This is a genomic window from Salinarimonas rosea DSM 21201, assembly GCF_000429045.1.
GTDB classification, from domain to species: Bacteria; Pseudomonadota; Alphaproteobacteria; order Rhizobiales; family Beijerinckiaceae; genus Salinarimonas; species Salinarimonas rosea.
The window spans coordinates 233,457-258,283 of the sequence record NZ_AUBC01000005.1 but is presented as its reverse complement, the minus strand read 5'-3'; the positions used below and the strand labels follow the sequence as shown (position 1 = coordinate 258,283).

The following is a 24,827-nucleotide window of genomic DNA, read 5'->3' as shown; positions in this document are numbered from 1 at the left end:
GAACGCCCCTTGACCTTCCGCGTCGGCTCCAGTCCAAAGGACGGGCATCCACGACAGGAGGTCGCCCGTGCTGTCATCCGTGCTCGTCGCCAATCGCGGGGAGATCGCCGTTCGCGTCATCAGGACGGCGCGACGGCTGGGCATGCGCACCATCGCCGTCCATTCCGACGCCGATCGCGACGCGCTGTTCGTGCGCCTCGCCGACGAGGCGCACCGCATCGGCCCGGCACCGGCCTCCGAGAGCTACCTCAAGATCGAGACCATCCTCGAGGTTGCGAAGAGCGCGGGGGCCGCCTGCATCCATCCCGGCTACGGCTTCCTGTCGGAGCGCGCCGCCTTCGCCCGCGCCTGCGCGGATGCCGGCATCGTCTTCGTCGGGCCGCCGGCGGAGGCGATCGAGGCGATGGGGCTCAAGGACGCGGCCAAGGCGCTGGTGCAGAAGGCGGGCGTGCCCGTGGTGCCGGGCTATCACGGCTCGCGCCAGGAGCCGGACTTCCTGCGTCAGAAGGCCTACGAGATCGGCTATCCCGTGCTGATCAAGGCGGTCGCCGGCGGCGGCGGCAAGGGCATGCGCCGCGTCGACAAGGCCGCCGAGTTCGACGCCGCGCTCGCCTCCGCGCAGCGCGAGGCGCAAGGAGCCTTCGGCGACCCGCGCGTCCTCGTCGAGAAGTACGTGCTCGCGCCGCGCCACGTCGAGATCCAGGTCTTCGCCGACGCTCACGGCAACGTGATCCACCTGAACGAGCGCGACTGCTCGCTCCAGCGCCGCCACCAGAAGGTGATCGAGGAGGCGCCGGCACCGGGCATGACGCCGGAGGTGCGCGAGGCCATGGGCCGCGCCGCCGTCGAGGCGGCCCGCGCCGTGGGCTACGTCGGCGCCGGCACGGTCGAGTTCATCGCCGACGGCCGCGAGGGGCTGCGGGCGGACCGCTTCTGGTTCATGGAGATGAACACCCGCCTGCAGGTGGAGCATCCGGTGACGGAGGCGATCACCGGGCTCGACCTCGTCGAGCTGCAGTTCCGCATCGCCTCCGGCGAGGCGCTGCCGCTGGCGCAGGTCGACGTGCCGCTCGTCGGCCATGCCGTCGAGGCGCGGCTCTACGCCGAGGACCCCGAGCGCGGCTTCCTGCCCTCCACCGGCCGGCTGTTCGCACTCTCGCTGCCCGAGGGCGACGACGTGCGTGTCGACGCCGGCGTCGAGGCGGGGGACCAGGTGACGCCGTTCTACGACCCGATGATCGCCAAGATCATCGCCCGCGGCGAGACCCGCGGCGAGGCGCTCGACACGCTCTCGCGCGCGCTCGGCGAGACGGTGGTCGCCGGCCCGCGCACCAACGCCGCCTTCCTCGCCCGGCTGGTGGATGCTTCCGCCTTCCGGGAGGGGACGTTCGATACGGGCTTCATCGACGCCAACCTGGAGGCGCTCGGTGCCGTGCCGCAGGAGCGCGACCCGGCCTCGGTCGCGGCGGGCGCGCTGTCCCTCGTGGCCTCGGATCTCGCAGCCGCGCGCGAGGCGGCACGGGCCGCGCTGCGCGAGGGCGCGACCCCGTGGCTCGCCGAGGACGGCTTCCAGCTCCTGGGCGAGCGGCGCACCACGCTGCCGCTCCTGGTGGACGGCGAGCGGCTCGACGCGCACGTCACCTTCGACGCCGACGGGCCGGCCGTCGAGATCCCCGGCGCCACCCTCGCCCTGGGCGAGCCCGAGGCGACGCTGGTGGAGGCCGAGGGCGACGTCCTCGTCCTGCGCGAGGGGCGCCAGACCCGCGTCGCGCTGTTCGATCCCGCGAGCGTCGATCTCGAGCATCTCGACGCCGGCGGGCTCGTCAAGGCGCCGATGCACGGCAAGGTCGTCGCGCTCTTCGTCTCCGCCGGCGAGCGCGTCGAGAAGGGCCAGCGCCTCGCGATCGTGGAGGCGATGAAGATGGAGCATCCGCTCACCGCCCCGATCGCCGGCAGCGTCGGCGAGATCGCCGCCGGGCCGGGCGACCAGGTGGCCGAGGGCGCTCGCATCCTCGTCATCGAAGCCGAGGAAGGCTGATCCCATGCGCAAGCTCGCCATCGCCGCCGCGATCGTCCTCGGGCTCGGTGCCTTCGGGACCTACCTCGCATTCCAGCTGCGCCAGTACGCCGACGAGTGCGACTCGGCCATGCGCCACTGCGCGGTCGAGCGCGAGGAGATCGCCTTCCTGGAGGGCGAGTGGTGCCTCGCCCGCGATCCGGCGAGCCTGCGCGAGACCGTGCGCTTCGAGGACGCCCGCATCCTGATGCGGCAGAGCGGCCCGCGGGTCGGCGGCGAGCGGCCCTGGGTGGAGGCGCGGATCTTCCGCTCCATGGGCGCGCTCGTCTATTTCGAGCACGATCCCGAAACCGGCGCGCGGCTCTCCTCGGAGCTCACGATCGTGCGCACCGGCGAGACCACGCGCGAGACCGCCATGGGGCCGAACCGGATCGGCTGGACGACCTGCTGATCCCGCGTCGTCGTCGCGCTTGCGGCGCGGGGGCGAACCTGCCACATGCGGGCGATGACACCGCAAGCCCGCCTCTCCGGCGCCATCGAGGTCCTCGACGACCTCGTCGCCCGCCGCCGCCCCGCCGCCGACGCCCTCAAGGACTGGGGCCTCTCGCACCGCTTCGCCGGATCGAAGGACCGCGCGGGCATCGCCACGATCGTCTACGACGCGCTGCGCCGGCGCGCCTCCGCCGCCTGGGTGATGGGCGCGGACGAGGAGAGGCCGAGCGGGCGCGCCCTCGTGCTCGGCATGCTCGCCCTCCAGCGCGGGATGAGCGCCGACCAGATCGCCGCCCTGTGCGACGGCTCGCGCTTCGCGCCGGCGCCGCTCGCCGAGGACGAGCGCGCCCGCCTCGCCGGGCCCGATCTCTCGGCCGCGCCGCCGCACGTCCAGGGCGACTACCCCGCCTGGATTCACGACGAGCTCGCCGCGATCTTCGGCGACGACGTCGTCGCCGAGGCGCGGGCGCTCGCCGAGCGCGCGCCCCTCGACATCCGCGTCAACACGCTCCTCGTCTCCCGCGAGGAGGCGCAGAACGCGCTCGCCTTCCTCGCCCCCATCGAGACGCCGCACGCGCCGCACGGCCTGCGCATCGCGCTCGGTGAGGACGGGCGCGGGCCGGCGCTGCAGAGCGAGCCCGAATTCATCAAGGGCTGGATCGAGATCCAGGACGAGGGCTCCCAGCTCGCCGCGCTCCTCGCGCGGCCGGCGGCGAAGGCGCAGGTCGTCGACCTGTGCGCCGGCGCCGGCGGCAAGACGCTGGCGCTCGCGGCGCTGATGGACAATTCCGGCCAGATCTACGCCACCGATGCCGACACGCGGCGCCTCGCGCCGATCCACGATCGGCTGGCGCGGGCGGGCGTGCGCAACGTCCAGATCCGCAGCCCCCGCGGCAAGGCCGACGCCGTCGAGGATCTCGACGGGCGCGCCGATCTCGTCCTCGTCGACGCGCCCTGCACCGGGACCGGAACCTGGCGGCGCAACCCCGACGCCAAGTGGCGCCTGCGGCCGGGCTCGCTCGCCCAGCGCCGGGGCGAGCAGGACGCGGTGCTCGACCGCGCGGCGCGTCTCGTCGCCCCCGGCGGGCGCATCGTCTACGTCACCTGCTCCGTCCTGCCGGCGGAGAACGACGGCGCGCTCGACGCCTTCCTCGAGCGGCACGACGGCTTCGCGCCGGTTCCCGCGGGCGAGATGCTCGCGGCCGCGGGCCTCGCGGAGCTCGCGCCGCGGGTGCGCGAGACCCGGCACGGGCTGCAGATGTCGCCGCTGCGCACGGGCGTGGACGGGTTCTACGTCGCGGCCCTCGCACGCGCGGGGTGAGCGCGGGGTGAGCGCGGGGACTGGCCTCGGCGGGAGCGATTGCGCGCGGCGGCGTCCCGGCTTAAGTGACGGCCTTGCCCGCGCGAGAAACGGACTCCTTCCATGACCGATGCCCCGATCACCGAGACCGCCGGCTCATCGAGCCACGACAAGATCCTCATCGTCGACTTCGGCTCGCAGGTGACGCAGCTCATCGCCCGGCGGGTGCGCGAGCAGGGGGTCTATTCCGAGATCGTGCCGTTCCAGTCCGCGGCCGAGGCCTTCCGCACCATGAAGCCGAAGGCGGTCATCCTCTCGGGGGGGCCGGCCTCCGTCACCGAGGACGTCTCGCCGCGCGCGCCGCAGGAGATCTTCGAGGCCGGCGTGCCGGTGCTCGGCATCTGCTACGGCGAGCACACGATGGCGGCGCAGCTCGGCGGCGCGGTGGAGGGCGGCCACCACCGCGAGTTCGGCCGCGCCGAGGTCGAGGTGCTGGAGCCCAGCCCGCTGTTCGAGGGCGTCTGGGAGGTCGGCCAGCGCTACCCGGTGTGGATGAGCCACGGCGACCGGGTGACGAAGCTGCCGGACGGCTTCTCCATCATCGGCGTCTCCGACAACGCGCCCTTCGCCGTCGTCGCCGACGAGGCGCGGCGCTTCTACGCGGTGCAGTTCCACCCGGAAGTGGTGCACACCCCGCATGGCGGGCGGCTCCTGCGCAACTTCGTGCGCAGCATCGCCGGCTGCACCGGCGACTGGACCATGGCCGCCTTCAAGGACGAGGCGATCGCCCGCATCCGTGCGCAGGTCGGCTCCGAGCGGGTGATCTGCGGCCTCTCCGGCGGCGTCGATTCGGCGGTGGCGGCGGTGCTGATCCACGAGGCGATCGGCGACCAGCTCACCTGCGTCTTCGTCGACCACGGCCTGATGCGCGCCGGCGAGGCGGCGGAGGTGGTGAGCCTGTTCCGCTACGCCTACAACATCCCGCTCGTGCACGTGGAAGCTCAAGCCACCTTCCTCGGCGCGCTGGAGGGCGTGAGCGATCCCGAGACCAAGCGCAAGACCATCGGCCGCCTGTTCATCGACGTGTTCGAGGCCGAGGCCAAGAAGGTCGGCGGCGCCGCGTTCCTGGCCCAGGGCACGCTCTACCCGGACGTGATCGAGAGCGTCAGCTTCACCGGCGGCCCCTCCGTCACGATCAAGAGCCACCACAACGTGGGCGGGCTGCCCGAGCGCATGAACATGAAGCTCGTCGAGCCCCTGCGTGAGCTGTTCAAGGACGAGGTGCGCCTGCTCGGCCGCGAGCTCGGCCTGCCCGAGGGCTTCGTCGGCCGCCACCCCTTCCCGGGCCCCGGCCTCGCCATCCGCTGCCCCGGCGAGATCACGCCCGAGAAGCTCGACATCCTGCGCCGGGCCGACACGATCTACCTCGAGGAGATCCGCCGCGCCGGCCTCTACGACGACATCTGGCAGGCCTTCGCCGTGCTGCTCCCCGTGCGCACGGTGGGCGTGATGGGCGACTACCGCACCTACGAATACGTCTGCGCCCTTCGCGCCGTGACCTCGGTGGACGGCATGACGGCGGACTTCTACCCGTTCGACATGGCCTTCATCGGGCGGGTGGCGACGCGGATCATCAACGAGGTGAAGGGAATCAACCGGGTTGTGTATGATGTGACGAGCAAGCCGCCGGGGACGATCGAGTGGGAGTGAGGGGGGTCTTCTGCGGCCAATGGCTTCGGCGAGATGCGTTGCCCGCCCCCCAAGAAAAATGACGATCTCCTATTGAGATGATTGTCCTCCCTATATATGCTGCCCTAGGGTGGTTGGGTGGAAGATTTCGTGGGCGGGGAGGTTTCCTTGACCGATCGAGACGCTTGGATACAGGCGAGGCTCACCGCTGCAATGAACGCGAAGAACGGCAATATCCACAGTTTTCCACCTGAATTGATTGACGAAATTCAAAGATTTCTTGCTGATAAACTCAAGTTTCCGTGCAAGCAATCTGAGTTAGATACTATTTCTGAAAGGCTTATTTTGTTAAATCGAGGTAAATTATGAGATTTCAGTCTGTCAGCTTGCAGTGGTTTCGTGGAGCGGCGGAAAGTGCGGACCTTCAGCTTAGTGGCAGGTCCGGCGTTGTCTATGGTGTTAACGGCGCGGGAAAGAGCTCGTTTGTAGATGCCATCGAGGTTCTTCTTAACGCTGGGCGAATTGGGCATCTAAGTCATGAGTATTCGGGTCGACATCAAGAGAGGGGCATCATCAATGCTTTCCGGCCCGCTGATAAACGAAGCCGGGTTGAGATAACTCTAGTCGACGGCTCATCAAATGCCGCTATTTGGCACTCAAGTGCCCCGACGCTGCGCGACACAGGAGCAACTGCCGTTGAACAATGGGATTATAGGCGGACAGTTCTTCGACAAGAAGAGCTCGCAAATTTCATTAAATCGACCAAAGGTGAAAAATACAGCGCTATACTTCCCCTCTTAGGGTTGTCTGAGCTAGAAGCCAGTGCGGATAATCTCCACAGGCTGGCGAAAGCTATCGAGCGGAAAGGCGATTTATCAGGCCTTCGCGCTAAGCTAGCATCCGCGGATGATCGGCGGAGGTAAGTTTTCGCCAACAAGAACGACGAGCAGCTCCTTGAGCGGTTGGAGCAGCTTCGACTGGCTTACGCACCGGACCAGCCCATCGAGTCGGAAAAGAAGACGGCCGCCAATGTTTTATTGGCCGTAGATGGTAAGATATCGTCTCTTAATGCCGATCAACGACGGGCAGCAGCTATCGGGGAGATAGGCTCAAGCGATCTCCCGGTTCGGCTCCGAAAAGTCACTGAGGCGACAGCAAGAATCGCCGACATTGCTGAACCATTCATTGAGGAGCGCCTCGCAGTTCTCAACGCGGCTGGCAGCTTCATCGCTATTGATAGCGGAGTCGAAGGCCCGCTCCCTTGCCCAGCGTGTGGTCAGCAGATTGAGATCGAAGACTTCCGAATCCACGTGTTGGGTGAGCGCGAGCGGCTTTCCGAGGCACGGAAGCTGTACGATGATCAGAAGAGCGCCATCGAGGAGATGTGCGAGGAGCTTTCTCGGCTTCGAAGCATCGCCGCGAATGAGGATTTAACCCCGTGGCGAGAAGCTTTGCCTACAGCAAGCAAAGAGGGTGTAGACTATCTGCTGGAGCTGTCTGTATCTGAGCTACGAAGGGCGTGCCGCGCCGGTGATCTATTTGAACTTAATGCGAAGGTTGCCCCGTTGGTAGCCAAAGCGGCAGAAGACGCCGCAACTCTTCCTCCAAATGTCCACACACTCATAGAGGAACAGAATCAGGCGCGAGTTTTGCTCGATTCACTCAATGCGACCGTACAGCGAGCAGCAATCGACCGAGCAGACGCATTGATTAGTCTCATCAAGAGATTGGAGACAGGGGTCCGGGAAGAAATCGCAACTCGCGCACGTGAAATATTTCGGAGCATATCTGCGGATATACAGCGGTACTGGAAATTTTTGCAGCCCAATGATAAAATTACAGATGTTCGGCTGGTAGTGCCGGGTGATAACGAGAAAGCTGTCGAGGTCGCTCTACGTTTTCACGGGAGAGAGCAGGACAGTCCTCGACTGACGCTATCCGAAGGACAGCGAAACGCACTTGGGCTGTGCATCTTCCTCGCTATGGCCAGCAAGGCGGGCGATGAGGACAGGCCTATCGTACTGGATGATGTCGTGATCAGCTTCGATCGCGAACATCGTTCGCGTGTAGGCATTTTGCTACAGACATACTTCTCAGCGCGCCAGATCATCCTGTTCACACACGACAGGGAGTGGTATTTTGAGTTGCAGCGATTACTCACCCCTAAAGATTGGAGCTTTCATCGCCTTCGTCCATACGCAACGCCAGCTGTTGGGATAGCCTTTGCTGACCATGGAATGGATATCGCGTCAGCCAAGGCTCGTGCTAAGACAGAGCCCGAGGAGGCGCTCGGCAACATCCGGCGTATCATGGACGTTGCGCTGAGCGAGATCGCGGAGCGGATCGGGCTTCTTCTGCCTCACCTCAGGGGCGATGAGAACGATCATCGCACCGCCGGCCAGTTTCTTGTGGCGCTGGAGCGGGCTGCGACGAGATCGTTCAAGAAGAAGTCTGGCGAGGTCTACGTTCAGAATGCGGAGGCACTCTCGGCGATCAAGAAGACGAAGCCGCAGCTTGCCTTATGGGGCAACCGTGGAACTCACACATTCAGCGGCAGCACTACAGAGGCGGAAGAACTCATCGAAGGTTGTGAGGCCGTAATCAGCGCCTTCACGTGCGAAAGTTGCAGAATGCCATTGGGCGACTACGAAGCTAAGGGCGGCAAGGTTGAGTGCCGATGCGGAGCCTTGCAGTGGCGACCTGAGTAGCGCGATGCCCTGCGTCAAGTGCAGTTGAAGCTGTCGCAGCCCCTTGCTCGGCGTGCGGCCTTCTCCACGGGCCCTCACTCACCGCCCCTCCAAAAACCCATTCTCCCGCAACCAGGCCGTCACGATCCGCCGGATCATCTCCGACCGGTTCGGCTCGTCCTCCTGCGCCCGCGCGACGGCATCGACGGCGGCGGTGACCTCGTCGGGGAAGCGAACCCCCAAACCCGCGGGGTGACGCCGGTCGCGTGGGGCGTGGAGGACCGACGGCGCATCTTTCCTTCCCTGTAGGGGAAGGTGGATCGCCGCGTAGCGGCGAGACGGATGGGGCGCGCGGCACGCGCGTTCGGCGAAGCCGAAATCGACGGGCGAGACGGGCGGCCGCCGATGAGCTTCCGCTGCGCGGAATGCGTCGCTTCGCGCCGCGCCCCATCCGTCTCGGCTTCGCCGAGCCACCTTCCCCTACAGGGAAGGACAGACTTCGGCCCGCCATCTCACCGCAACGCGGTCAACGCCTGCGCCACCAGCTGCCGGATCGCCTCCGATCGCGACGGCGCGCCGTCCTGGCGCGCCCGCCACGCGTCGATCTCGGCGACCTGCTCGGCGGTCAGGCGCACGGGGATGGGGTCCGCGTAGGCGCTGCCCGGCGGGCGGCCGCGCTTTTTTCCTTCTACGGGAATTGACTTCTCGGCCATCTTTCTCGTATACGAAGAATTCTATCGGAAGCGGGAGCACGCTGTGCCCGACCCCACCCATACCGCGCCGCCCGCCGGCGCGCACGATGATTCGCGCCGCGATCACGCGCGCGGCCTGCTCGATGCCATCGACGAGCTGAACCGCGGGCTGAACCTCATGGTGGCGCTGCGGATGGCGGTGGAGAACCTGGACGACCCTGAGCGGAACGGGCTCGCAGAGCTGATTGCGGTCGCCCAGCAGGTCGTCGTCGCCGGGCGCGATCGCGTCGACGCGCTCCGCAGCGCGATGGTCGGCTCGCCGTAGGACGACCGGCCGCCGGTGGCTGGCCTCGCGCGGAGGATGCCCCGAGCCCCGAGGGGCGCGCCCCTCACGCCGCCGTCTTCCCCTCGGCGATCTTCACCAGGTTGCGCAGGATCGACTTCGTCACCTTCAGCCGCCGGTCGACCTCCTCGACGTCGCGGGAGAAGACGATCTTCATGTCCGGGCGCACCTTCGCCGCCGGGCCCTGCTCGGCCACATAGGCGACGAGGCCTTGCGGGTTCGCGAAGGAGTTGTCGCGGAAGGCGACGATGATGCCCTTCGGGCCGGCGTCGATCTTCTCGATGTTGGCGCGCCGGCACAGCAGCTTGATCGCCATCACCTCGAGCAGCTGGTCCACCTCGGGCGGGCGCTCGCCGAAGCGGTCGATCATCTCCGCGCCGAAGGCCTCGATGTCCTCCTGCACGTCGAGCGAGGCGAGGCGGCGGTAGAGGTTGAGGCGCACCTGCAGGTCGGCGATGTAGCTCTCGGGGATCATCACCGGCGCGCCGAGCGCGATGTTGGGCGACCACTGGTCCTCGACCGGCTCGTCGGCGCCTTCCTTGAGCTGGGCGACGGCGTCCTCCAGCATCTGCTGGTAGAGCTCGTAGCCGACCTCCTTGATATGGCCGGACTGCTCGTCGCCGAGCAGGTTGCCGGCGCCGCGGATGTCGAGGTCGTGGGAGGCGAGCTGGAAGCCGGCGCCGAGCGTGTCGAGCGATTGCAGGACCTTGAGCCGGCGCTCGGCCTGGACGGTGAGCGTGCGGTTCGCCGGCACGGTGAAGAGGGCGTAGGCGCGGGTCTTCGAGCGCCCGACGCGCCCGCGCAGCTGGTAGAGCTGGGCCAGCCCGAACATGTCGGCGCGGTGGACGATCAGGGTGTTGGCGGTGGGGATGTCCAGCCCCGATTCGACGATCGTGGTCGAGAGCAGGATGTCGAACTTGCCCTCGTAGAAGGCGGTCATCACGTCCTCGAGCTGGGTCGGCGCCATCTGGCCGTGGGCCACCGCGACCTTGGCCTCGGGCATCTCCCGGTCGAGGAACTCCTTCACCTCCGCGATGTCCTCGATGCGCGGCACCACGTAGAAGGCCTGCCCGCCGCGGTAGCGCTCGCGCAAGAGCGCCTCGCGCACCAGCAGCGGATCGAAGGGCGTGACGAAGGTGCGCACGGCCAGGCGGTCCACCGGGGGCGTCGCGATGATCGAGAGCTCGCGCACGCCGGTGAGCGCCAGCTGCAGCGTGCGCGGGATCGGCGTGGCCGAGAGCGTCAGCATGTGCACCTCGGCGCGCAGCTCCTTCAGCCGCTCCTTGTGGGTGACGCCGAAATGCTGCTCCTCGTCCACCACGACGAGGCCGAGATCCCTGAAGCTCACGGTCTTGCCGAGCAGCGCGTGGGTGCCGACCACGATGTCCATCGTGCCGTCGCGCAGCCCCTCCTTGACGCGCTTCATCTCGGCCGAGCCGACGAAGCGCGAGGCGTGGCCGACCTGCACGGGCAGGCCCCTGAAGCGCTCGGAGAAGGTCTTGAAGTGCTGGCGCGCGAGCAGCGTTGTCGGGGCCACCACCGCCACCTGCTTGCCCGCCATCGCCGCGGCGAAGGCGGCGCGCAGCGCCACCTCGGTCTTGCCGAAGCCGACGTCGCCGCAGACGAGGCGGTCCATCGGCCGGCCCGAGGCCATGTCGGTCAGCACGGTGTCGATGGCGCCGAGCTGGTCCTCGGTCTCCTCGAAGGGGAAGCGCGCGGCGAACTCGTCGTAGAGCCCTTCCGCCGGCGCGAGCTTCGGGGCCTCCTTGAGGATGCGCGCGGCCGCGATCTGGATGAGCTGCCCCGCGATCTCGCGGATGCGCTTCTTCATCCTGGCCTTGCGGGCCTGCCAGGCGCCGCCGCCGAGCTTGTCGAGCTGGACCTCGGTGTCCTCCGACCCGTAGCGGGTCAGGAGGTCGATGTTCTCCACCGGCAGGAACAGCCGGTCGCCGCCGGCATAGTGCAGCTCCAGGCAATCGTGCGGCGCGCCCGCGGCCTCGATGGTCTTCAGGCCGACGAAGCGGCCGATGCCGTGGTCGGCGTGGACGACGACGTCGCCCATGGTCAGCGAGGAGACCTCCGAGAGCACGTCCTGCGGGCGCTTGGAGCGCCGGCGCGGGCGCACCAGGCGATCGCCCAGGATGTCCTGCTCGCCGATGACGGCGAGCCCGTCGGTCTCGAACCCGGCCTCGATGCCGAGCACGGCGAGCGCCACCTCGCCCGGCGCGAGGTCCATGGTCTCGGTGAGGCGCCGCACCGGCTTCGTGCGGGTGATGCCGTGGTCGGCCATGACGTGGCCCAGGCGCTCCCGCGAGCCCTCGGACCAGGCGGCGAGGACGACGATCTTGCCGGCCTGCTGCAGCGCCGTCACGTGCGCGGCGGCGGCCTCGAACACGTTGGTGCCCTCGGCCTCGCGCTCGGCGGTGAAGGCGCGCCCGCGCCGCGCGCCGCAGTCGACGACGAGGCGGCTCTCGGTGGGCGGCAGGGCGAAGGGCGTCACGCGCACGGTCGACCCGCCCTCGAGCCGCGCCGCCCATTCCTGCGCAGAGAGGTAGAGCGCGTCCGGGGCGAGCGGGTTGTAGGGCGCGACGCCGGGCTGGCGCTCGTGCGCTTGGGCCCGGCGCGCGTCGTGGTAGTCGCGGATGGTCGAGAGCCGCTCGGCGGCCGCGTCCTCGGCCTGGTGGTCGAGCACGATCGGCGCGCCCTCGACATAGGCGAACAGCGTGTCGAGCCCGTCGTAGAACAGCGGCATCCAGTGCTCGAGCCCGGCGTAGCGCCGCCCCTCCGAGATCGCCTCGTAGAGCAGGTCGTCGCGCCCGGGCGCACCGAACGCCGCCGCGTAGCCCTGGCGGAAGCGCTTGATCGAGGCGGTGGTCAGCTGCACCTCGGACATCGGCACGAAGTCGAGGCCGCGCATCGTCGTCGTGGTGCGCTGCGTCTCCGGGTCGAAGGCGCGGATCGATTCGAGGCTGTCGCCGAAGAAGTCGAGCCGCACCGGCGCGGCGAGGCCCGGGGCCCACAGATCGATGATGCCGCCGCGCACGGCGTACTCGCCGGTCTCCTGCACCGTGCCGGTGCGCAGGAAGCCGTTGACCTCGAGCCATTGCACGATCGAGTCCATGGCGATGACGTTGCCGGGCTGGGCCGAGAACGTGTCCGCCAGGATGCGCGCCTTGGGCACGGTGCGCTGGAGCAGCGCGTTCACCGTGGTCGAGAGGATGCGCGGGCGCTCGGGCGAGGACTTGGTGCGCGCGAGCCGCGCCAGCGTCGTCATGCGCTGGGCGGAGACGGCGCCCGCCGGCGAGACGCGGTCGTAGGGCTGGCAGTCCCAGGCGGGGAAGGAGAGCACCTCGAGGCGGGGCGCGACGAAGGCGAGCGCCCGCTCCAGCGCCTGCGCCCGCTGCCCGTCCCGCGCCACGTGGACGAGGATCGCCGAGCGCTCCGCCTTCTCCTTCAGGCCGAGCGCCAGCGCGCCCAGCGCCATGGCGTCGAACCCGTCCGGCGCGCCGGCCAGCGCGAGGCTCTCCCCCGCGGCGACGAGGTCGACCGCGCGCTTGGGCAGGAGGGACAGGGACGCGCGGGGGGCGGGCGCTCTTTGCATCGGGGCTCGGGTGTCGTGTCGGCGAGGGATCGCGTGATTGCGAAAACGGCCGAGCGCCCGCCTTCGTTCGGGCGGGCGCTCGCGGGGAGGCGCGGGGCGCTCAGGCGTGGATCGGCGCGCCGTGGGTGTGGAAGCCCTTCAGCCGGCGGAACAGCGGCGTGTCGTAGTTCGCCGGCGTCTCGTCCTCGCCGGTGATCCAGCGGAAGAGATCGCGGTCGGGCACCTCGATCAGCGCCTCGAACGTGTCGAGCTCCGCCTCGGTGAAGCTGCCGATCTCGGCGTCCGCGAAGCGGCCCATGATCAGGTCCATCTCGCGGATGCCGCGATGCCAGGAGCGGAACAGGATCTTGCGCCGCCGCGGATCGAGGTCGGCGCTCGTGCGGGTGGTGCCGGTCATGGGGGCGCTCCGGGATGGGTTGGTCCGGGGCGTATATAGCCGGTGGGGCGGGGATTGGAAGCGCGGGGGTGCCAGCGGGCTGGCCCCCCTCAGAACGCCTTGAACGTGATCACCGTCTTGGTGTCGTCGATCTCGGGGATCGTCTGCACCTTCTCCGCCACGAAGTGGCCGATGTCGAGGTCGCGGTCGATGTGGAACTTGGCGAGGATGTCGTAGTCGCCGGCGGTGGAGTAGATCTCCGAGGCGATCTCGCGGTCGGCCAGCTCGCGGGCGACGTCGTAGGTCTTGCCGAGCTTGCACTTGATCTCGACGAAGAAGGTCTGCACGGCGCGTGGCTCCCGGGGCTGACGAACGACACGCCCTTGGTACGGCGCCCCGTGCGCCCGCGCAAGGGCATCCCGACCCGCGATGCCTCAGCGCGGCGCGCCGATGGGCCCTCGCTCGGAGAGCAGCATGCCCGTGTAGCGCCGCTCCAGGTGGCGCGCGCGCCAGGAGAGCAGCGCCTCGGCCATGCGCAGGCGGGTCGCGGCGCAGGCGGGGTCCCCCGCGCGGTCGATCGTCTCGTGCGGGTCCCCCGCGAGGTCGAACAGGAGCGGCGGCAGGCCGGTGAAGTGGACGTACTTCCAGTCCCGCTCGCGGCGGACGGCCAGCGAGCAGGCGTCGCGGTCGAGGCCGAGCGGGGCCTGCGGCTCCTCCAGCGTGCGGAAGTCGTATTCCCAGTGCACCGCGTCGCGCCAGCTCTGCGGCGTCTCGCCGGCGAGGAAGGGCCCGAGCGCCCGCCCGTCGGCGCCCGGCAGCGCCTCGCCGAGCGCGTCGGCGATCGTCGGCATCACGTCGACCGCCTCGGTGAAGGCCGCGACGCGGCGCCCGTGCCCGGCAGGGCGGCGCGGATCGCGCACGATCAGCGGCACATGAAAGGCGGCGTCGAAGAAGCCGAACTTGCCGAAGGCGTGGTGGTCGCCCAGCATCTCGCCGTGGTCGGCGGTGAAGACGATCAGCGTGCGCTCGAAGCGCCCGCGGCGCTTCAGCTCGGCCACGATCCGGCCGATCGCGGCGTCGACCTCGGCGACGAGGCCCCAATAGGTCGCGCGCAGCACGCGGCGCTCGCGCTCGCCCCAGTCCGCGATCGGCCCGTGCGCGCCGGCGACGAGGCTGCCCTTGCCGATCCGCGGCAGGTGCCAGGCGAGGAACGGATGCAGCGCCGCCTCCGCCTCCAGGCTCCCGCGCCCGACGAAGGGCCCGCCCTCCTCGGGATCGTGCAGCGAGGCATAGGGCTCGGGCGCGATCAGCGGCGGATGCGGGCGCAGGAAGCTGACGTGGGCGAAATAGGGCGCCGCCGGCGGGATCTCGTCGAGCCAGCGCAGGTAGGCGTCGGCGACGAAGGCGGTCTCCGCGTCCTCGGCCGGGTAGACGGTGGGCGCCCCGGTCGGCGGATCGGTGCGCCCGTCGCGCGGCAGGTGCACCGTGCGGATGTCCGCCGCCGGGGCGTAGCCCTTCGCCAGCAGCGCCGCGCGCCAGGCGCCGGCGTCCTCCGGCATGGCGAGGCGCGGGACGAAGCCGGGCAGCACGCCCTCGTAGCTGTGCAGCCGGGGGTCGGCGGGGGCGAGCCCCGCGGGGTCCTCCGACTGGTCGGTGTAGCCGAACAGGGTGGGGCGGTAGCCGCGGCGCAGCGCGAGCTTCGCGACCGTGTCGTGGCGCGCGTCGAGCGGCGCGCCGTTGGCGACCACGCGGTTGCGCATCTGGTAGAGGCCCGTGTAGAGCGCCGCGCGCGCGGGCCCGCAGGGCGCGGCCTGCCCGTAATGCGCGAGGAACGCCGTCGCCTCGGCCGCCAGAGCGTCGAGGTGCGGCGTGCGCACGTGCGGATGGCCGGCATAGCCGAGGCAGTCGCCGCGCAGCTGGTCGGCCGTGATCAAGAGGACGTCGAGGTCCGGCGCGGCAAGGGAGGAGGGGGGAAGGCTCATGGCGGGTTCCTGCTACGCTCCGGTGACGTGAGGATGACGCCGGCTCAGGTGCCCCGTCCGAAGAGGCGCCCCTTCTCCGTCACCGCGATGGCGACGAGGGCGCCGAGGCCGAGCAGGGTCCAGCCCGTGAACAGCGGCACGACGGTGCCGTCGAAGGCACGGCCGACGAGGCCGCCGATCGTCGCCGCCATCAGCGTCGTCACCGAGCCGAAGACGGAGGAGGCGGTGCCGGCGATGTGGCCCATCGGCTCGAGCGCCAGGGCGTTGAAGTTCGAGAAGATCAGGCCCACGAGCAGCATCGCGCCGGCGAGCAGGACGAGGAGCGGCCACAGCGTCAGCACGCCCGCGAGCGCCAGCCCCACGAGGATCGTCGCGATCAGCGTGAACAGCATCACCGCCGCATGCGAGAGCCGCCGCGCCCCGACGCGCCCGACGAGGCTCGCGTTCACCAGAGAGGACACCGCCATGCCGCCCGCCATCGCGGCGAAGGCGAGGGGAAAGAGCGGGCCGAGCCCGTAGAGCTCGCCGAGAACCTGCTCGGAACTGACGAGGAAGCTGAACATGGCGCCGAACATGGCGCCCGCGGCGACGGCGTAGCCGAGCGTCTGGCGGGTGGTGAAGACCTCCCGGAAGGCGCGCGCCAGGGCCCGCGGGCCGATGCCCCGGCGACGCTCCGGCGCCAGCGTCTCGGGCAGGCGCAGCCCCGTCCACAGGATCATCGCGACGCCGTAGACCGCGAGCAGCGCGAAGATCGCGCGCCAGGGCGCCACGAGCAGGATCGCCTGACCGATCGAGGGCGCGACCACCGGCACGGCCATGAAGATCGTCATCGCGAGCGACAGCACGCTCGCCATCCGCCTTCCGCCGTAGCAGTCGCGAACGATCGCGGCGGTGACCACCCGCGGCGCCGCCGAGGCCAGGCCCTGGACCACGCGCCCGACGATGAGCGCCGCGAAGGTCGGCGCGAAGGCGCACAGGATCGCCGCCGCCACGTAGAAGACGAGGCCGGCGAGCAGAACCGGCCGGCGGCCGAAGCGGTCCGAGACCGAGCCGACCAGCAGCTGGCCGAGCCCGAAGCCGATCAGGTAGGCCGGCAGGATCGCCTGGCGGTCGTTCGGGTCGGCGACGGCGAGCGCGGCGCCGATGTCCTGGATCGCCGGGAGCATCACGTCGATGGCGAGCGCGTTGAGCGCCATCAGCGCCGCCACCATCGCGACGAACTCGCGAAACCGCATCGGCGCGTGCCGGTGGGAATCGTCGACCGGCGGCGCGGGGGCGGGCGCGGAGAAGGCGGCGCTCTGGCCGAGCCGGCTCGTGTCGTTCATCGGGGGATCCTCGGGGCACGCGTTGTGCGCCCGATCCGACGCGTGGGCAAGCGGCCGTGGTGCCGGGCAGCCATGCGGAACCGCCGGGCCGCCGCTGCCCCTGCGCGCCTCACGGCACGAACAGCTCGACGACCAGCATGATCACCACGAAGAAGGCGAGCGCCTTCACCACCGCCGCGACCCGCCCCGTCAGCGAGCGGCGCATGCCCGCGGGCGCCTTCGGCGTCAGGTCGATGACGAAGCGCCGGGCGAAGGCGAAGCGCTTCGTGCGCTCGGGAACGTCGTGGGCGGGCTGGAACAGCGCGACGTCGCGGTGGCGCAGCGGCACGACGAGGATCATCCCCGCCGCGAAACCGCCCACGTGCGCCCACCAGGCCACCATCGCCCCCGTGTCGCCCGACAGCGCCATGGCGAGGTTGAGCGCGATCAGGAAGCCGACGAAGATCCCCGCCGGCAGCGCGACGGGGATGCGGTAGCCGACGAGCACGAAGATCTTCGCGCGCGGGTGCAGCATCAGGTAGGCGCCCATGACGCCCGACACCGCGCCGCTCGCGCCCACCACGGGAACGTCCGGGTTGCCGGTGAAGTACGCCTCCGCGAGGCCGCCGGCAGCGCCGGCGAGGAGGAAGAAGAGGGCGTAGCGCCAATGGCCGAGCGCGTCCTCGACGTTGTCGCCGAACACCCACAACGTGATCATGTTGCCGGCGAGGTGCAGGAGCCCCGCGTGCAGGAAGGTGTAGGTGACGAGCGTCGCCCACCCCGGCACGCCCGCCGGGCCCGGCGCAACGGCCCCGACGCCGCCGAGGTCACCGACGAGCTGCGCCGGCAGGAGCGCGTACTCGATCGCCGTCTCGGGAACGAGGAGGAAGGCGATGACGCAGGCCGCGATCAGCGCATGATTGACGTAGGCGCCGCGGACGTGCCGCAGCGGGTTGTCGTCGCCGATGGCGAGCATGGGGGAGGGGCTCCGGGCGAGGGGCGTGACGCTGCGGAGCTTGGCCGACGACGAGGCGGATGGGAAGGGGGAGCGGAGATCAACGGACGCCTCGCGCCGGGAGAACCCCGCCCCTGGCTCGCTGCGCGCGCCGTCCCCGCCCCGATGGGGCGGGAGCTCCTCCCCCGTCGGGGGAGGTGGCGCCGGCGAAGCCGGTGACGGAGGGGGGGCGCCGAAGGCGCGCTTCGGCGAGAGCCGAAACGGGACGCGTCGATCCGGGGATCCCGCCCCTCATCGGCTTCGCGGATCGTCCCCGCCCGAGGGGCGGGGACGCGCGGCTCTCCTCAGCCCAGCGCCTGCGCGAGGTCCGCGATCAGGTCCTCCGGGTCCTCGAGCCCGATCGACAGGCGCACCACGTCGGGGCCGGCGCCCGCGGCGGTGCGCTCGGCGTCGGTGAGCTGGCGGTGGGTGGTGGAGGCGGGGTGGATGATCAGCGAGCGGGTGTCGCCGATGTTGGCGAGGTGGGAGAACAGCTCGAGCTTCGAGACCAGCGCCACGCCCGCGTCGAAGCCGCCCTTGAGGCCGAAGGTGAAGACGGCGCCCGCGCCCTTCGGGCAGTAGCGCTCGGCGAGCCCGTTGTAGGGGTTGCCGGGCAGGCCCGGGTAGGACACCCATTCCACCGCCGGATGCTCCGAGAGGAAGCGCGCCACCACGAGCGCGTTGTCGCAATGGCGCTGCATGCGCAGGGGCAGCGTCTCGATGCCCTGCAGGATCATGAAGGCGTTGAACGGCGAGAGCGCCGGGCCGAGGTCGCGCAGGCCCAGGACACGCGTGGCGATCGCGAAGGCGAAGTTGCCGAAGGTCTCGCCGAGCACCATGCCGCCGTACTCGGGCCGGGGCTTGGAGAGCATCGGGTAGCGCTCGTCGCCCGCCCAGTCGAACGTGCCGCCGTCGACCAGCACGCCGGCGATGGAGGTGCCGTGGCCGCCGAGGAACTTCGTCGCCGAGTGGATCACGATGTCGGCGCCGTGCTCGATCGGCCGGCAGAGATAGGGCGAGGCCATGGTGTTGTCGACGATGAGCGGCAGCTTGTGCCGCTTGGCGATCGCCGAGATGCCGGCGATGTCGACGATGACGCCGCCGGGGTTGGCGATCGATTCGATGAAGATCGCCTTGGTGCGCTCGTTGATCGCCGCCTCGAAGGTGGAGAGGTCCTCCGTGTCGGCCCAGCGCACCGTCCAGCCGAAGTTCTTGTAGGAATGGTTGAACTGGTTGATCGAGCCGCCGTAGAGCTTCTTCGCGGCGACGAACTCGTCGCCCGGCTGCATCAGGGCGTGCATCGTCAGGAACTCGGCCGCGTGCCCGGAGGCCACGGCGAGCGCCGCCGTGCCGCCCTCGAGCGCGGCGACGCGCTCCTCCAGCACGGCGCAGGTCGGGTTGCCGATGCGCGAGTAGATGTTGCCGAAGGCCTGGAGGCCGAAGAGGGAGGCTGCGTGGTCGACGTCGTCGAAGACGAACGACGTCGTCTGGTAGATCGGCGTCGCCCGCGCCCCCGTCGTCGGGTCCGGCGTCGCGCCGGCGTGGATGGCGAGCGTGCTGAACCCGGGGGTGCGGTCGGTCATGGGCGCGTCCTCTTCTGGCGTCTTGACGAAAGAACGATCGTTCTTTTAAGAGAACGCGACCGGGCCGTCAACGGCCTGTTCGCAGTCGCCAATCGTGCGGCGAGGTGTTGCGCATCCGAGGCTCCGTGGTGACGGAGCCGGTCGCGGGGACACATTCGGTTTTCCGAACGCGAGCGTCTCGGACGACCGTGGCCGTCCGCGCGCGACCTTCCTTGAAAGCCGTCGGGAAAGGGTGCAATACCGTCGCGCCGCTCACCGGCCGGCCCGCGGGCCGGCTCCGAGGAGGGATCGGATCGATGACGGAACCGTTGCGGGTCGGGATCGCGGGGCTGGGGACCGTGGGCGCGAGCGTGGCGCGGCTGATGGCGCGCAACGCCGGGAGCCTCGCCATGCGGGCCGGGCGGCCGATGGCGCTCACCGCGGTGTGCGCCCGCGACCGCGCGCGCGACCGCGGCGTCGACCTCTCCCGGGCGACCTGGCACGCCGATCCGCTCGCCCTCGCCCGCGACCCGGAGGTCGACTGCGTCGTCGAGCTGATCGGCGGCGACGAGGGGCCGGCGCGTGCGCTCGTCGAGGCCGCGCTCGGGGCCGGCAAGCACGTCGTCACCGCCAACAAGGCGCTGCTGGCGAAGCACGGCATGGCGCTCGCGCGCATCGCCGAGGAGCGCGGCGTCGCGCTCGCCTTCGAGGCCTCCGCCGCCGGCGGCGTGCCGGTGGTGAAGGCGCTGCGCGAGGCGCTCGCGGGCAACCGCGTGGCGCGCGTGTCGGGCATCCTCAACGGCACCTGCAACTACATCCTCTCGCGCATGGAGGCGGAAGGGCTCTCCTTCGCCGAGTGCCTCGCCGACGCGCAGCGGCTCGGCTACGCGGAGGCCGACCCGACCTTCGACGTCGAGGGCTTCGACACCGCCCACAAGCTCGCGATCCTCACCTCGCTCGCCTTCGGCGTCGCGCTCGACCCGGACGCGATCTACGTCGAGGGCATCTCCAAGATCACGCCGCTCGACCTGCGGATGGCGGCCGAGCTCGGCTACCGGATCAAGCTCCTCGGCGTCGCCGAGCGCACGCCGACCGGCATCGAGCAGCGCGTTCACCCGACCATGGTGCCGCGCACCTCCTCCCTGGCGCAGGTGATGGGGGTCACCAACGCCGTCACCATCGACGCGGACGCGGTCGGGGAGCTCAGCCTCATCGGCCCGGGGGCCGGTGGTGACGCGACGGCGTCCGCCGTGATCGCCGACATCTGCGATGTCGCCGCCAACGTGGTGCGCCCGGCCTTCGGCATCCCGGCGGAGCGCCTCGCCGCTCCCGAGCGCGCGCCGATGCAGCGCCACGAGGGCGGCTACTACATCCGCCTGTCGGTCTTCGACCGGCCCGGCTCCGCGGCCGGGATCGCCACCCGCATGGCCCAGGCCGACATCTCGCTCGAGAGCATCATCCAGCACCGCGCCCGCACCGCCGACGCCGATCCGTCCGGCCGCTCGGGCGCGCCGGTGCCGGTCGTGCTCATCACCTACGCGACCACCGAGGCTGCGATCCGCGAGGCGCTCGCGCGCATCGACGCGGACGGCCACGTGGCCGAGCCGCCGCAGGTCGTCCGGATCGAGCGCGAGTGAGGGACGTTGTCCCCGGGGCAAACGCCGCCCCGTCCGATACAAAGAAGGAGGTCCGGTTCATGAAGCCCCCGTCACGCGTCGCCCCCAACGTGTTCATCGAGCGCATCCTGACGCTCGAGCTCGTCCGCGTCACCGAGCGCGCCGCCGTCTCCGCGGCGCGACTGCGCGGGCGTGGCGACGAGAAGGCCGCCGACCAGGCGGCGGTGGACGCCATGCGTCGCGAGCTGAACAGGCTCGGCATCGACGGCACCGTCGTCATCGGGGAGGGGGAGCGCGACAAGGCGCCGATGCTGTTCATCGGCGAGAAGGTGGGCAACGGCACCGGGCCGAAGGTCGACATCGCGGTGGACCCGCTCGAGGGCACGACGCTGTGCGCCAAGGACATGCCGGGCTCGATCGCCGTGATGGCGATGGCCGAGGGCGGCACGCTGCTCGCCGCACCCGACGTCTACATGCACAAGATCGCGGTGGGGCCCGGCTATCCGGCCGGCGTCGTCGACCTCGACGCGACGCCGACCGACAACATCCACGCCCTCGCCAAGGCCAAGGGCGTGTCGCCCTCCGAGATCACCACCCTCATCCTCGACCGCCCGCGTCACCACGACCTCATCGCCGAGGTGCGTGCCACGGGTGCGGCCGTGCGGCTCATCTCCGACGGCGACATCGCCGGCGTGATCTACACGACCGACCCGGCGAAGACCGGCATCGACCTCTATCTCGGCATCGGCGCGGCGCCCGAGGGCGTGATCGCCGCCGGCGCGCTGCGCTGCATCGGCGGCCAGATGCAGGGGCGCCTCATCCTCGACACCGAGGAGAAGCGCGAGCGCGCCTTCGGCATGGGCGTGAAGGACCCGAACAAGAAGTACGACGTCGGCGAGCTCGCCTCGGGCGACGTCATCGTCGCCGCCACCGGCGTGACCGACTCGGCGCTGACCATGGGCGTGAAGTTCGGCCACGAGGTGATCGAGACCGAGACCGTGGTCTACCGCTCCGCCACCGGCACGGTGCGCAAGATCGCCGCCGAGCACCGGGAATGGGCGAAGTTCCACCTGGATTGAGGGGCGGAGGCGCCTGTTGACGCCCCACCTGAGGCGGTCGTAAGCCTCGGCGCCCGTTCCCGTACCCTTGGAAGCCTCTTTCGATGATCGACCCGGACGTCCTGCGCTCCGCCACCGCCTGGCCCTTCGAGGAGGCGCGCAAGCTCGTGGCGCGCCTGGAGCGTACCGGCAAGAAAGAGGTCGTCTTCGAGACCGGCTACGGGCCGTCCGGCCTGCCGCACATCGGCACGTTCGGCGAGGTGGCGCGCACCACGATGGTGCGCAACGCCTTCCGCACGCTGACGGACGACGCCGTGCCGACCCGCCTCGTCGCCTTCTCCGACGACATGGACGGCCTGCGCAAGGTGCCGGACAACCTGCCGAACCAGGACCTCCTGCGCGGCGCGCTCGGCCTGCCGCTGACGAAGGTGCCCGACCCGTTCGGCACGCACGAGAGCTTCGGGCACCACAACAACGCGCGCCTGCGCGCCTTCCTCGACGCCTTCGGCTTCGACTACGAGTTCCTGTCCTCGACGGAGTGCTACGCCTCGGGTCGCTTCGACGACACGCTGCGGCTCGTGCTCGCGCGCTACGACGCGGTGATGGCGGTGATGCTGCCCACGCTCGGCGAGGAGCGGCGCGCCACCTACTCGCCCTTCCTGCCGATCCACCCGGAGACGGGCGTCGTCATGCAGGTGCCGACGGAGGAGCGCAACGTCGCCGCCGGCACCATCGTCTGGCGCGACCCCGAGACCGGTGCGCGCTACGAGACGCCCGTCACCGGCGGTCACGCCAAGCTGCAGTGGAAGCCCGACTGGGCGATGCGCTGGGTGGCGCTCGGCGTCGACTACGAGATGGCGGGCAAGGACCTGATCGATTCCGTCAAGGTCTCGGGCGCCATCGTGCGCGCGCTCGGCGCCGAGCCGCCGGAGGGCTTCAACTACGAGCTGTTCCTCGACGAGAACGGCCAGAAGATCTCGAAGTCCAAGGGCAACGGCCTGACCATCGACGAGTGGCTGACCTACGGCACGCCCGAGAGCCTGTCGCTCTACATGTACAACCGCCCGCGCGAGGCGAAGCGGCTGTTCTTCGACGTGATCCCGAAGCACGTCGACGAGTATCTTTCGTTCCTCGAGCGCTACCAGCGCCAGGACGACAAGAACCGCCTCGGCAACCCGGTCTGGCACATCCACGGCGGCAGCCCGCCGGAGCCGGAGACGGTGCAGAGCGAGGGCGGCAACGCGCCCGCCGCGCAGATCACCTTCGGCATGCTGCTCAACCTCGTGGCGGTGGCGAACGCCGAGGAGCCGGGGCTCTTGTGGGCCTTCATCCGGCGCTACGCGCCGACCGCGTCGCCGCAGACGCATCCGCGGCTCGACCGGCTCGTCGGCCTCGCCGTGCGCTACTACCGCGACTTCGTGCGCCCGCAGAAGACCTACCGCGCGCCCACGCCGGAGGAGCGCGCCGCGCTCGAGGACCTCGACCGCGCGCTGGCGCCGCTCGAGGGCTCGACCGACGCGGCCGCCCTGCAGGACGTGGTCTACGAGGTCGGCCGCACGCATTTCCCCGACACGTCCGGCAAGTCGAAGAGCCCGGACGGGCGCCCGGGCGTCTCGCAGACCTGGTTCTCGACCCTCTACCAGGTGCTGCTCGGCGAGGAGCGCGGGCCGCGCTTCGGCTCGTTCGTGGCGCTCTACGGCGTCGCGGAGACGCGGGCGCTGATCGCGAAGGCGCTCGCCGGGAAGCTGGAGCGCGAGCACGCGGCGTTTCTCGAGGAGCGGGGCGGCGCCGGCTGAGAGCTTCGGCCAGGGGCCGCGGCGGGCGACTTGAAAGCCTTCCGCGTCCCGGCGATCATGCCCCAACCAAATCGCCGTCGCCGAGCCGGGGACCGAGGGTCATGCACCAGGCGAGCCTGTTCCGAGGCCTCTCGGCCTTTCCTCTCACCCCGATCGACGCCGACGGCCACCTGCAGGCGGACGTGCTCGGCGCGCTTCTCGCCCGAATCCGATCCGCGGGAGCGGATTCGATCGGGCTCCTCGGCAGCACCGGCGCCTACGCCTACCTCAGCCGCGCCCAGCGGCGTGAAACGGTCCGCGTGGCGGTGGAGTGCGTCGGCGGGAAGGTCCCGATCATCGTGGGCGTCGGCGCGCTGCGCACCGACGAGGCGCAGGCGCTGGCGCGAGACGCCGAGGCCGCAGGCGCGGACGGGCTCCTGCTCGCACCGGTCTCGTACACGCCGCTGACCGACGAGGAGGTGTTCCAGCACTTCGTCGCCGTGACGGAGGCGAGCCGCCTGCCTCTGTGCGTCTACAACAACCCGGCGACGACCCGGTTCAGCTTCGGCGAAATGCTGCTCGCCCGGCTGGCGGCGCTTCCCAGCGTCGTGGCCGTGAAAATGCCTTACCCCGCGAGCGGAGACGTCGAGAGCGACCTCGCGTCCCTGCGGGCGGCCCTGCCGGACGGCTTCGCCATCGGCTACAGCGGCGACTGGGGGGCCGCGGACGCGCTTCTGGCGGGATGCGACGCCTGGTTCAGCGTCGTCGCGGGGCTGCTTCCGGCCGAGGCGCTGGCCCTCACGAGGGCGGCGCAGGCGGGCGACGTCGCCACGACGGATCGGATCGACGCCGCCTTTCGGCCGCTCTGGGAGCTGTTCAAGGCCCATGGCAGCTTCCGGGTCGTGCACGCCATGGCGGGCGCGCTCGGCATCGCGACCCTCGCGCCGCCGCGCCCGATCCTCCCATTGGGCGACGGGATCCGCGCCGAGCTCGAGGTGGCGCTGGACCGCGTCCTGACGCAGGTCCGGTGAGCGGTCGCGACGGCGCCGCGACCCAGCCTCACCAGAAATCCGGCACGCGTGCGGTCGGCGGCGGCAGGGCGCGCTCGTCGGGAAGACCGATATCGCGCGCGAGACGCGCGTCCAGCTCGGTGAGAAGCTTGCGTTCCCGAGCGTTCCGGCACGCGTCGCGGACGGGGGCGAGGAGCGATCCGGCACGGCGCCGGAGAGCTGCGCCGAAAGACGGCGCGCGCGTCGCCCGCGTGCCCGCGTCATCGGTCGTCCTGTAAGCTCCTTTCGTCCCGGCAGTCATGGCGCGCGCTCCGTTTTCCGGTGTGTCG

At 70.3% G+C, this 24,827-nt stretch carries 21 protein-coding genes; 12 read left to right on the top strand and 9 right to left on the bottom strand.

All coding sequences use genetic code 11. The annotated features are described in order from the left end of the window. Nucleotides 1–67: 67 nt before the first annotated feature. The 7 genes from G407_RS0105045 (at nt 68) to G407_RS31540 (ending at nt 8,206) form a co-directional block, all read left to right on the top strand. Nucleotides 68–2,038, top strand: a complete 1,971-nt coding sequence (locus tag G407_RS0105045) for an ATP-binding protein (protein WP_029029938.1) — start codon at nt 68–70, stop codon at nt 2,036–2,038. Nucleotides 2,039–2,042: 4 nt separating this feature from the next. Then, the gene (locus G407_RS0105040) at nt 2,043–2,468 is read left to right on the top strand and encodes a hypothetical protein (RefSeq protein WP_029029937.1); all 426 of its coding nucleotides are present in this window, start codon (nt 2,043–2,045) and stop codon (nt 2,466–2,468) included. Between the two features lie 54 nt (nt 2,469–2,522). Further along, entirely contained in the window at nt 2,523–3,830 is a 1,308-nt protein-coding gene (locus G407_RS0105035; RefSeq protein WP_029029936.1) for an RsmB/NOP family class I SAM-dependent RNA methyltransferase, read from the top strand. A gap of 102 nt (nt 3,831–3,932) precedes the next feature. After that, complete coding sequence (guaA, locus tag G407_RS0105030) at nt 3,933–5,519, top strand: glutamine-hydrolyzing GMP synthase (protein ID WP_029029935.1); 1,587 nt, start codon at nt 3,933–3,935, stop codon at nt 5,517–5,519. Between the two features lie 147 nt (nt 5,520–5,666). Next, on the top strand, nt 5,667–5,867 hold the full coding sequence (locus G407_RS31550; RefSeq protein ID WP_156917472.1) for a hypothetical protein: 201 nt from the start codon (nt 5,667–5,669) through the stop codon (nt 5,865–5,867). After that, nucleotides 5,864–6,421 (top strand): AAA family ATPase, encoded by a 558-nt coding sequence (locus G407_RS32825; RefSeq protein WP_156917471.1) that lies wholly within the window; start codon nt 5,864–5,866, stop codon nt 6,419–6,421. Before G407_RS31550 ends, G407_RS32825 begins: the two co-directional genes overlap by 4 nt. Nucleotides 6,422–6,460: 39 nt before the next feature. After that, entirely contained in the window at nt 6,461–8,206 is a 1,746-nt protein-coding gene (locus G407_RS31540; RefSeq protein WP_156917470.1) for a hypothetical protein, read from the top strand. A 491-nt stretch (nt 8,207–8,697) separates the two neighbouring features. Here the strand turns inward: G407_RS31540 and G407_RS0105015 are convergent, their stop codons facing one another. Continuing rightward, a complete protein-coding gene (locus G407_RS0105015; protein ID WP_029029933.1) occupies nt 8,698–8,898 on the bottom strand; it encodes a ribbon-helix-helix domain-containing protein in 201 nt (66 codons plus the stop codon). A gap of 43 nt (nt 8,899–8,941) precedes the next feature. Between G407_RS0105015 and G407_RS0105010 the strand changes: the two genes are divergently transcribed. Continuing rightward, nucleotides 8,942–9,202: a hypothetical protein gene (locus G407_RS0105010; protein ID WP_029029932.1), complete on the top strand. Its 261-nt coding sequence runs from the start codon at nt 8,942–8,944 to the stop codon at nt 9,200–9,202. 64 nt (nt 9,203–9,266) lie between these two features. On the opposite strand, the gene mfd is transcribed toward G407_RS0105010, so the two are convergent. The 7 genes from mfd to G407_RS0104975 form a co-directional block, all read right to left on the bottom strand. Continuing rightward, entirely contained in the window at nt 9,267–12,821 is a 3,555-nt protein-coding gene (mfd, locus tag G407_RS0105005) for a transcription-repair coupling factor (RefSeq protein ID WP_029029931.1), read from the bottom strand. A 100-nt stretch (nt 12,822–12,921) separates the two neighbouring features. Beyond that, nucleotides 12,922–13,218, bottom strand: a complete 297-nt coding sequence (locus tag G407_RS0105000) for an FAD assembly factor SdhE (RefSeq protein WP_029029930.1) — start codon at nt 13,216–13,218, stop codon at nt 12,922–12,924. Nucleotides 13,219–13,307: 89 nt separating this feature from the next. Then, the gene (locus G407_RS0104995) at nt 13,308–13,544 is read right to left on the bottom strand and encodes an Lrp/AsnC ligand binding domain-containing protein (protein WP_029029929.1); all 237 of its coding nucleotides are present in this window, start codon (nt 13,542–13,544) and stop codon (nt 13,308–13,310) included. Nucleotides 13,545–13,631: 87 nt separating this feature from the next. Beyond that, on the bottom strand, nt 13,632–15,179 hold the full coding sequence (locus G407_RS0104990) for an alkaline phosphatase family protein (RefSeq protein ID WP_029029928.1): 1,548 nt from the start codon (nt 15,177–15,179) through the stop codon (nt 13,632–13,634). Between the two features lie 44 nt (nt 15,180–15,223). Next, nucleotides 15,224–16,504, bottom strand: a complete 1,281-nt coding sequence (locus G407_RS25810) for a multidrug effflux MFS transporter (protein WP_084327316.1) — start codon at nt 16,502–16,504, stop codon at nt 15,224–15,226. Nucleotides 16,505–16,613: 109 nt separating this feature from the next. After that, nucleotides 16,614–17,459, bottom strand: coding sequence for a rhomboid family intramembrane serine protease (locus G407_RS25805; RefSeq protein WP_084327315.1), 846 nt, complete (start codon nt 17,457–17,459; stop codon nt 16,614–16,616). Nucleotides 17,460–17,782: 323 nt separating this feature from the next. Next, nucleotides 17,783–19,060 (bottom strand): O-acetylhomoserine aminocarboxypropyltransferase, encoded by a 1,278-nt coding sequence (locus tag G407_RS0104975; protein WP_029029927.1) that lies wholly within the window; start codon nt 19,058–19,060, stop codon nt 17,783–17,785. A gap of 296 nt (nt 19,061–19,356) precedes the next feature. On the opposite strand from G407_RS0104975, the gene G407_RS0104970 reads away from it, so the two are divergent. From G407_RS0104970 to G407_RS0104955, 4 genes are all read left to right on the top strand, one after another. Continuing rightward, a complete protein-coding gene (locus G407_RS0104970; RefSeq protein WP_029029926.1) occupies nt 19,357–20,676 on the top strand; it encodes a homoserine dehydrogenase in 1,320 nt (439 codons plus the stop codon). Nucleotides 20,677–20,735: 59 nt separating this feature from the next. After that, nucleotides 20,736–21,734, top strand: a complete 999-nt coding sequence (glpX, locus tag G407_RS0104965) for a class II fructose-bisphosphatase (protein ID WP_029029925.1) — start codon at nt 20,736–20,738, stop codon at nt 21,732–21,734. A gap of 83 nt (nt 21,735–21,817) precedes the next feature. Beyond that, nucleotides 21,818–23,509: a lysine--tRNA ligase gene (locus tag G407_RS0104960; RefSeq protein ID WP_029029924.1), complete on the top strand. Its 1,692-nt coding sequence runs from the start codon at nt 21,818–21,820 to the stop codon at nt 23,507–23,509. A 101-nt stretch (nt 23,510–23,610) separates the two neighbouring features. Next, nucleotides 23,611–24,519, top strand: coding sequence for a dihydrodipicolinate synthase family protein (locus G407_RS0104955; RefSeq protein ID WP_029029923.1), 909 nt, complete (start codon nt 23,611–23,613; stop codon nt 24,517–24,519). 28 nt (nt 24,520–24,547) lie between these two features. Here G407_RS0104955 and G407_RS31535 read toward each other — a convergent pair whose 3' ends face one another. Continuing rightward, complete coding sequence (locus G407_RS31535) at nt 24,548–24,799, bottom strand: hypothetical protein (RefSeq protein WP_156917469.1); 252 nt, start codon at nt 24,797–24,799, stop codon at nt 24,548–24,550. Nucleotides 24,800–24,827 lie beyond the last annotated feature (28 nt).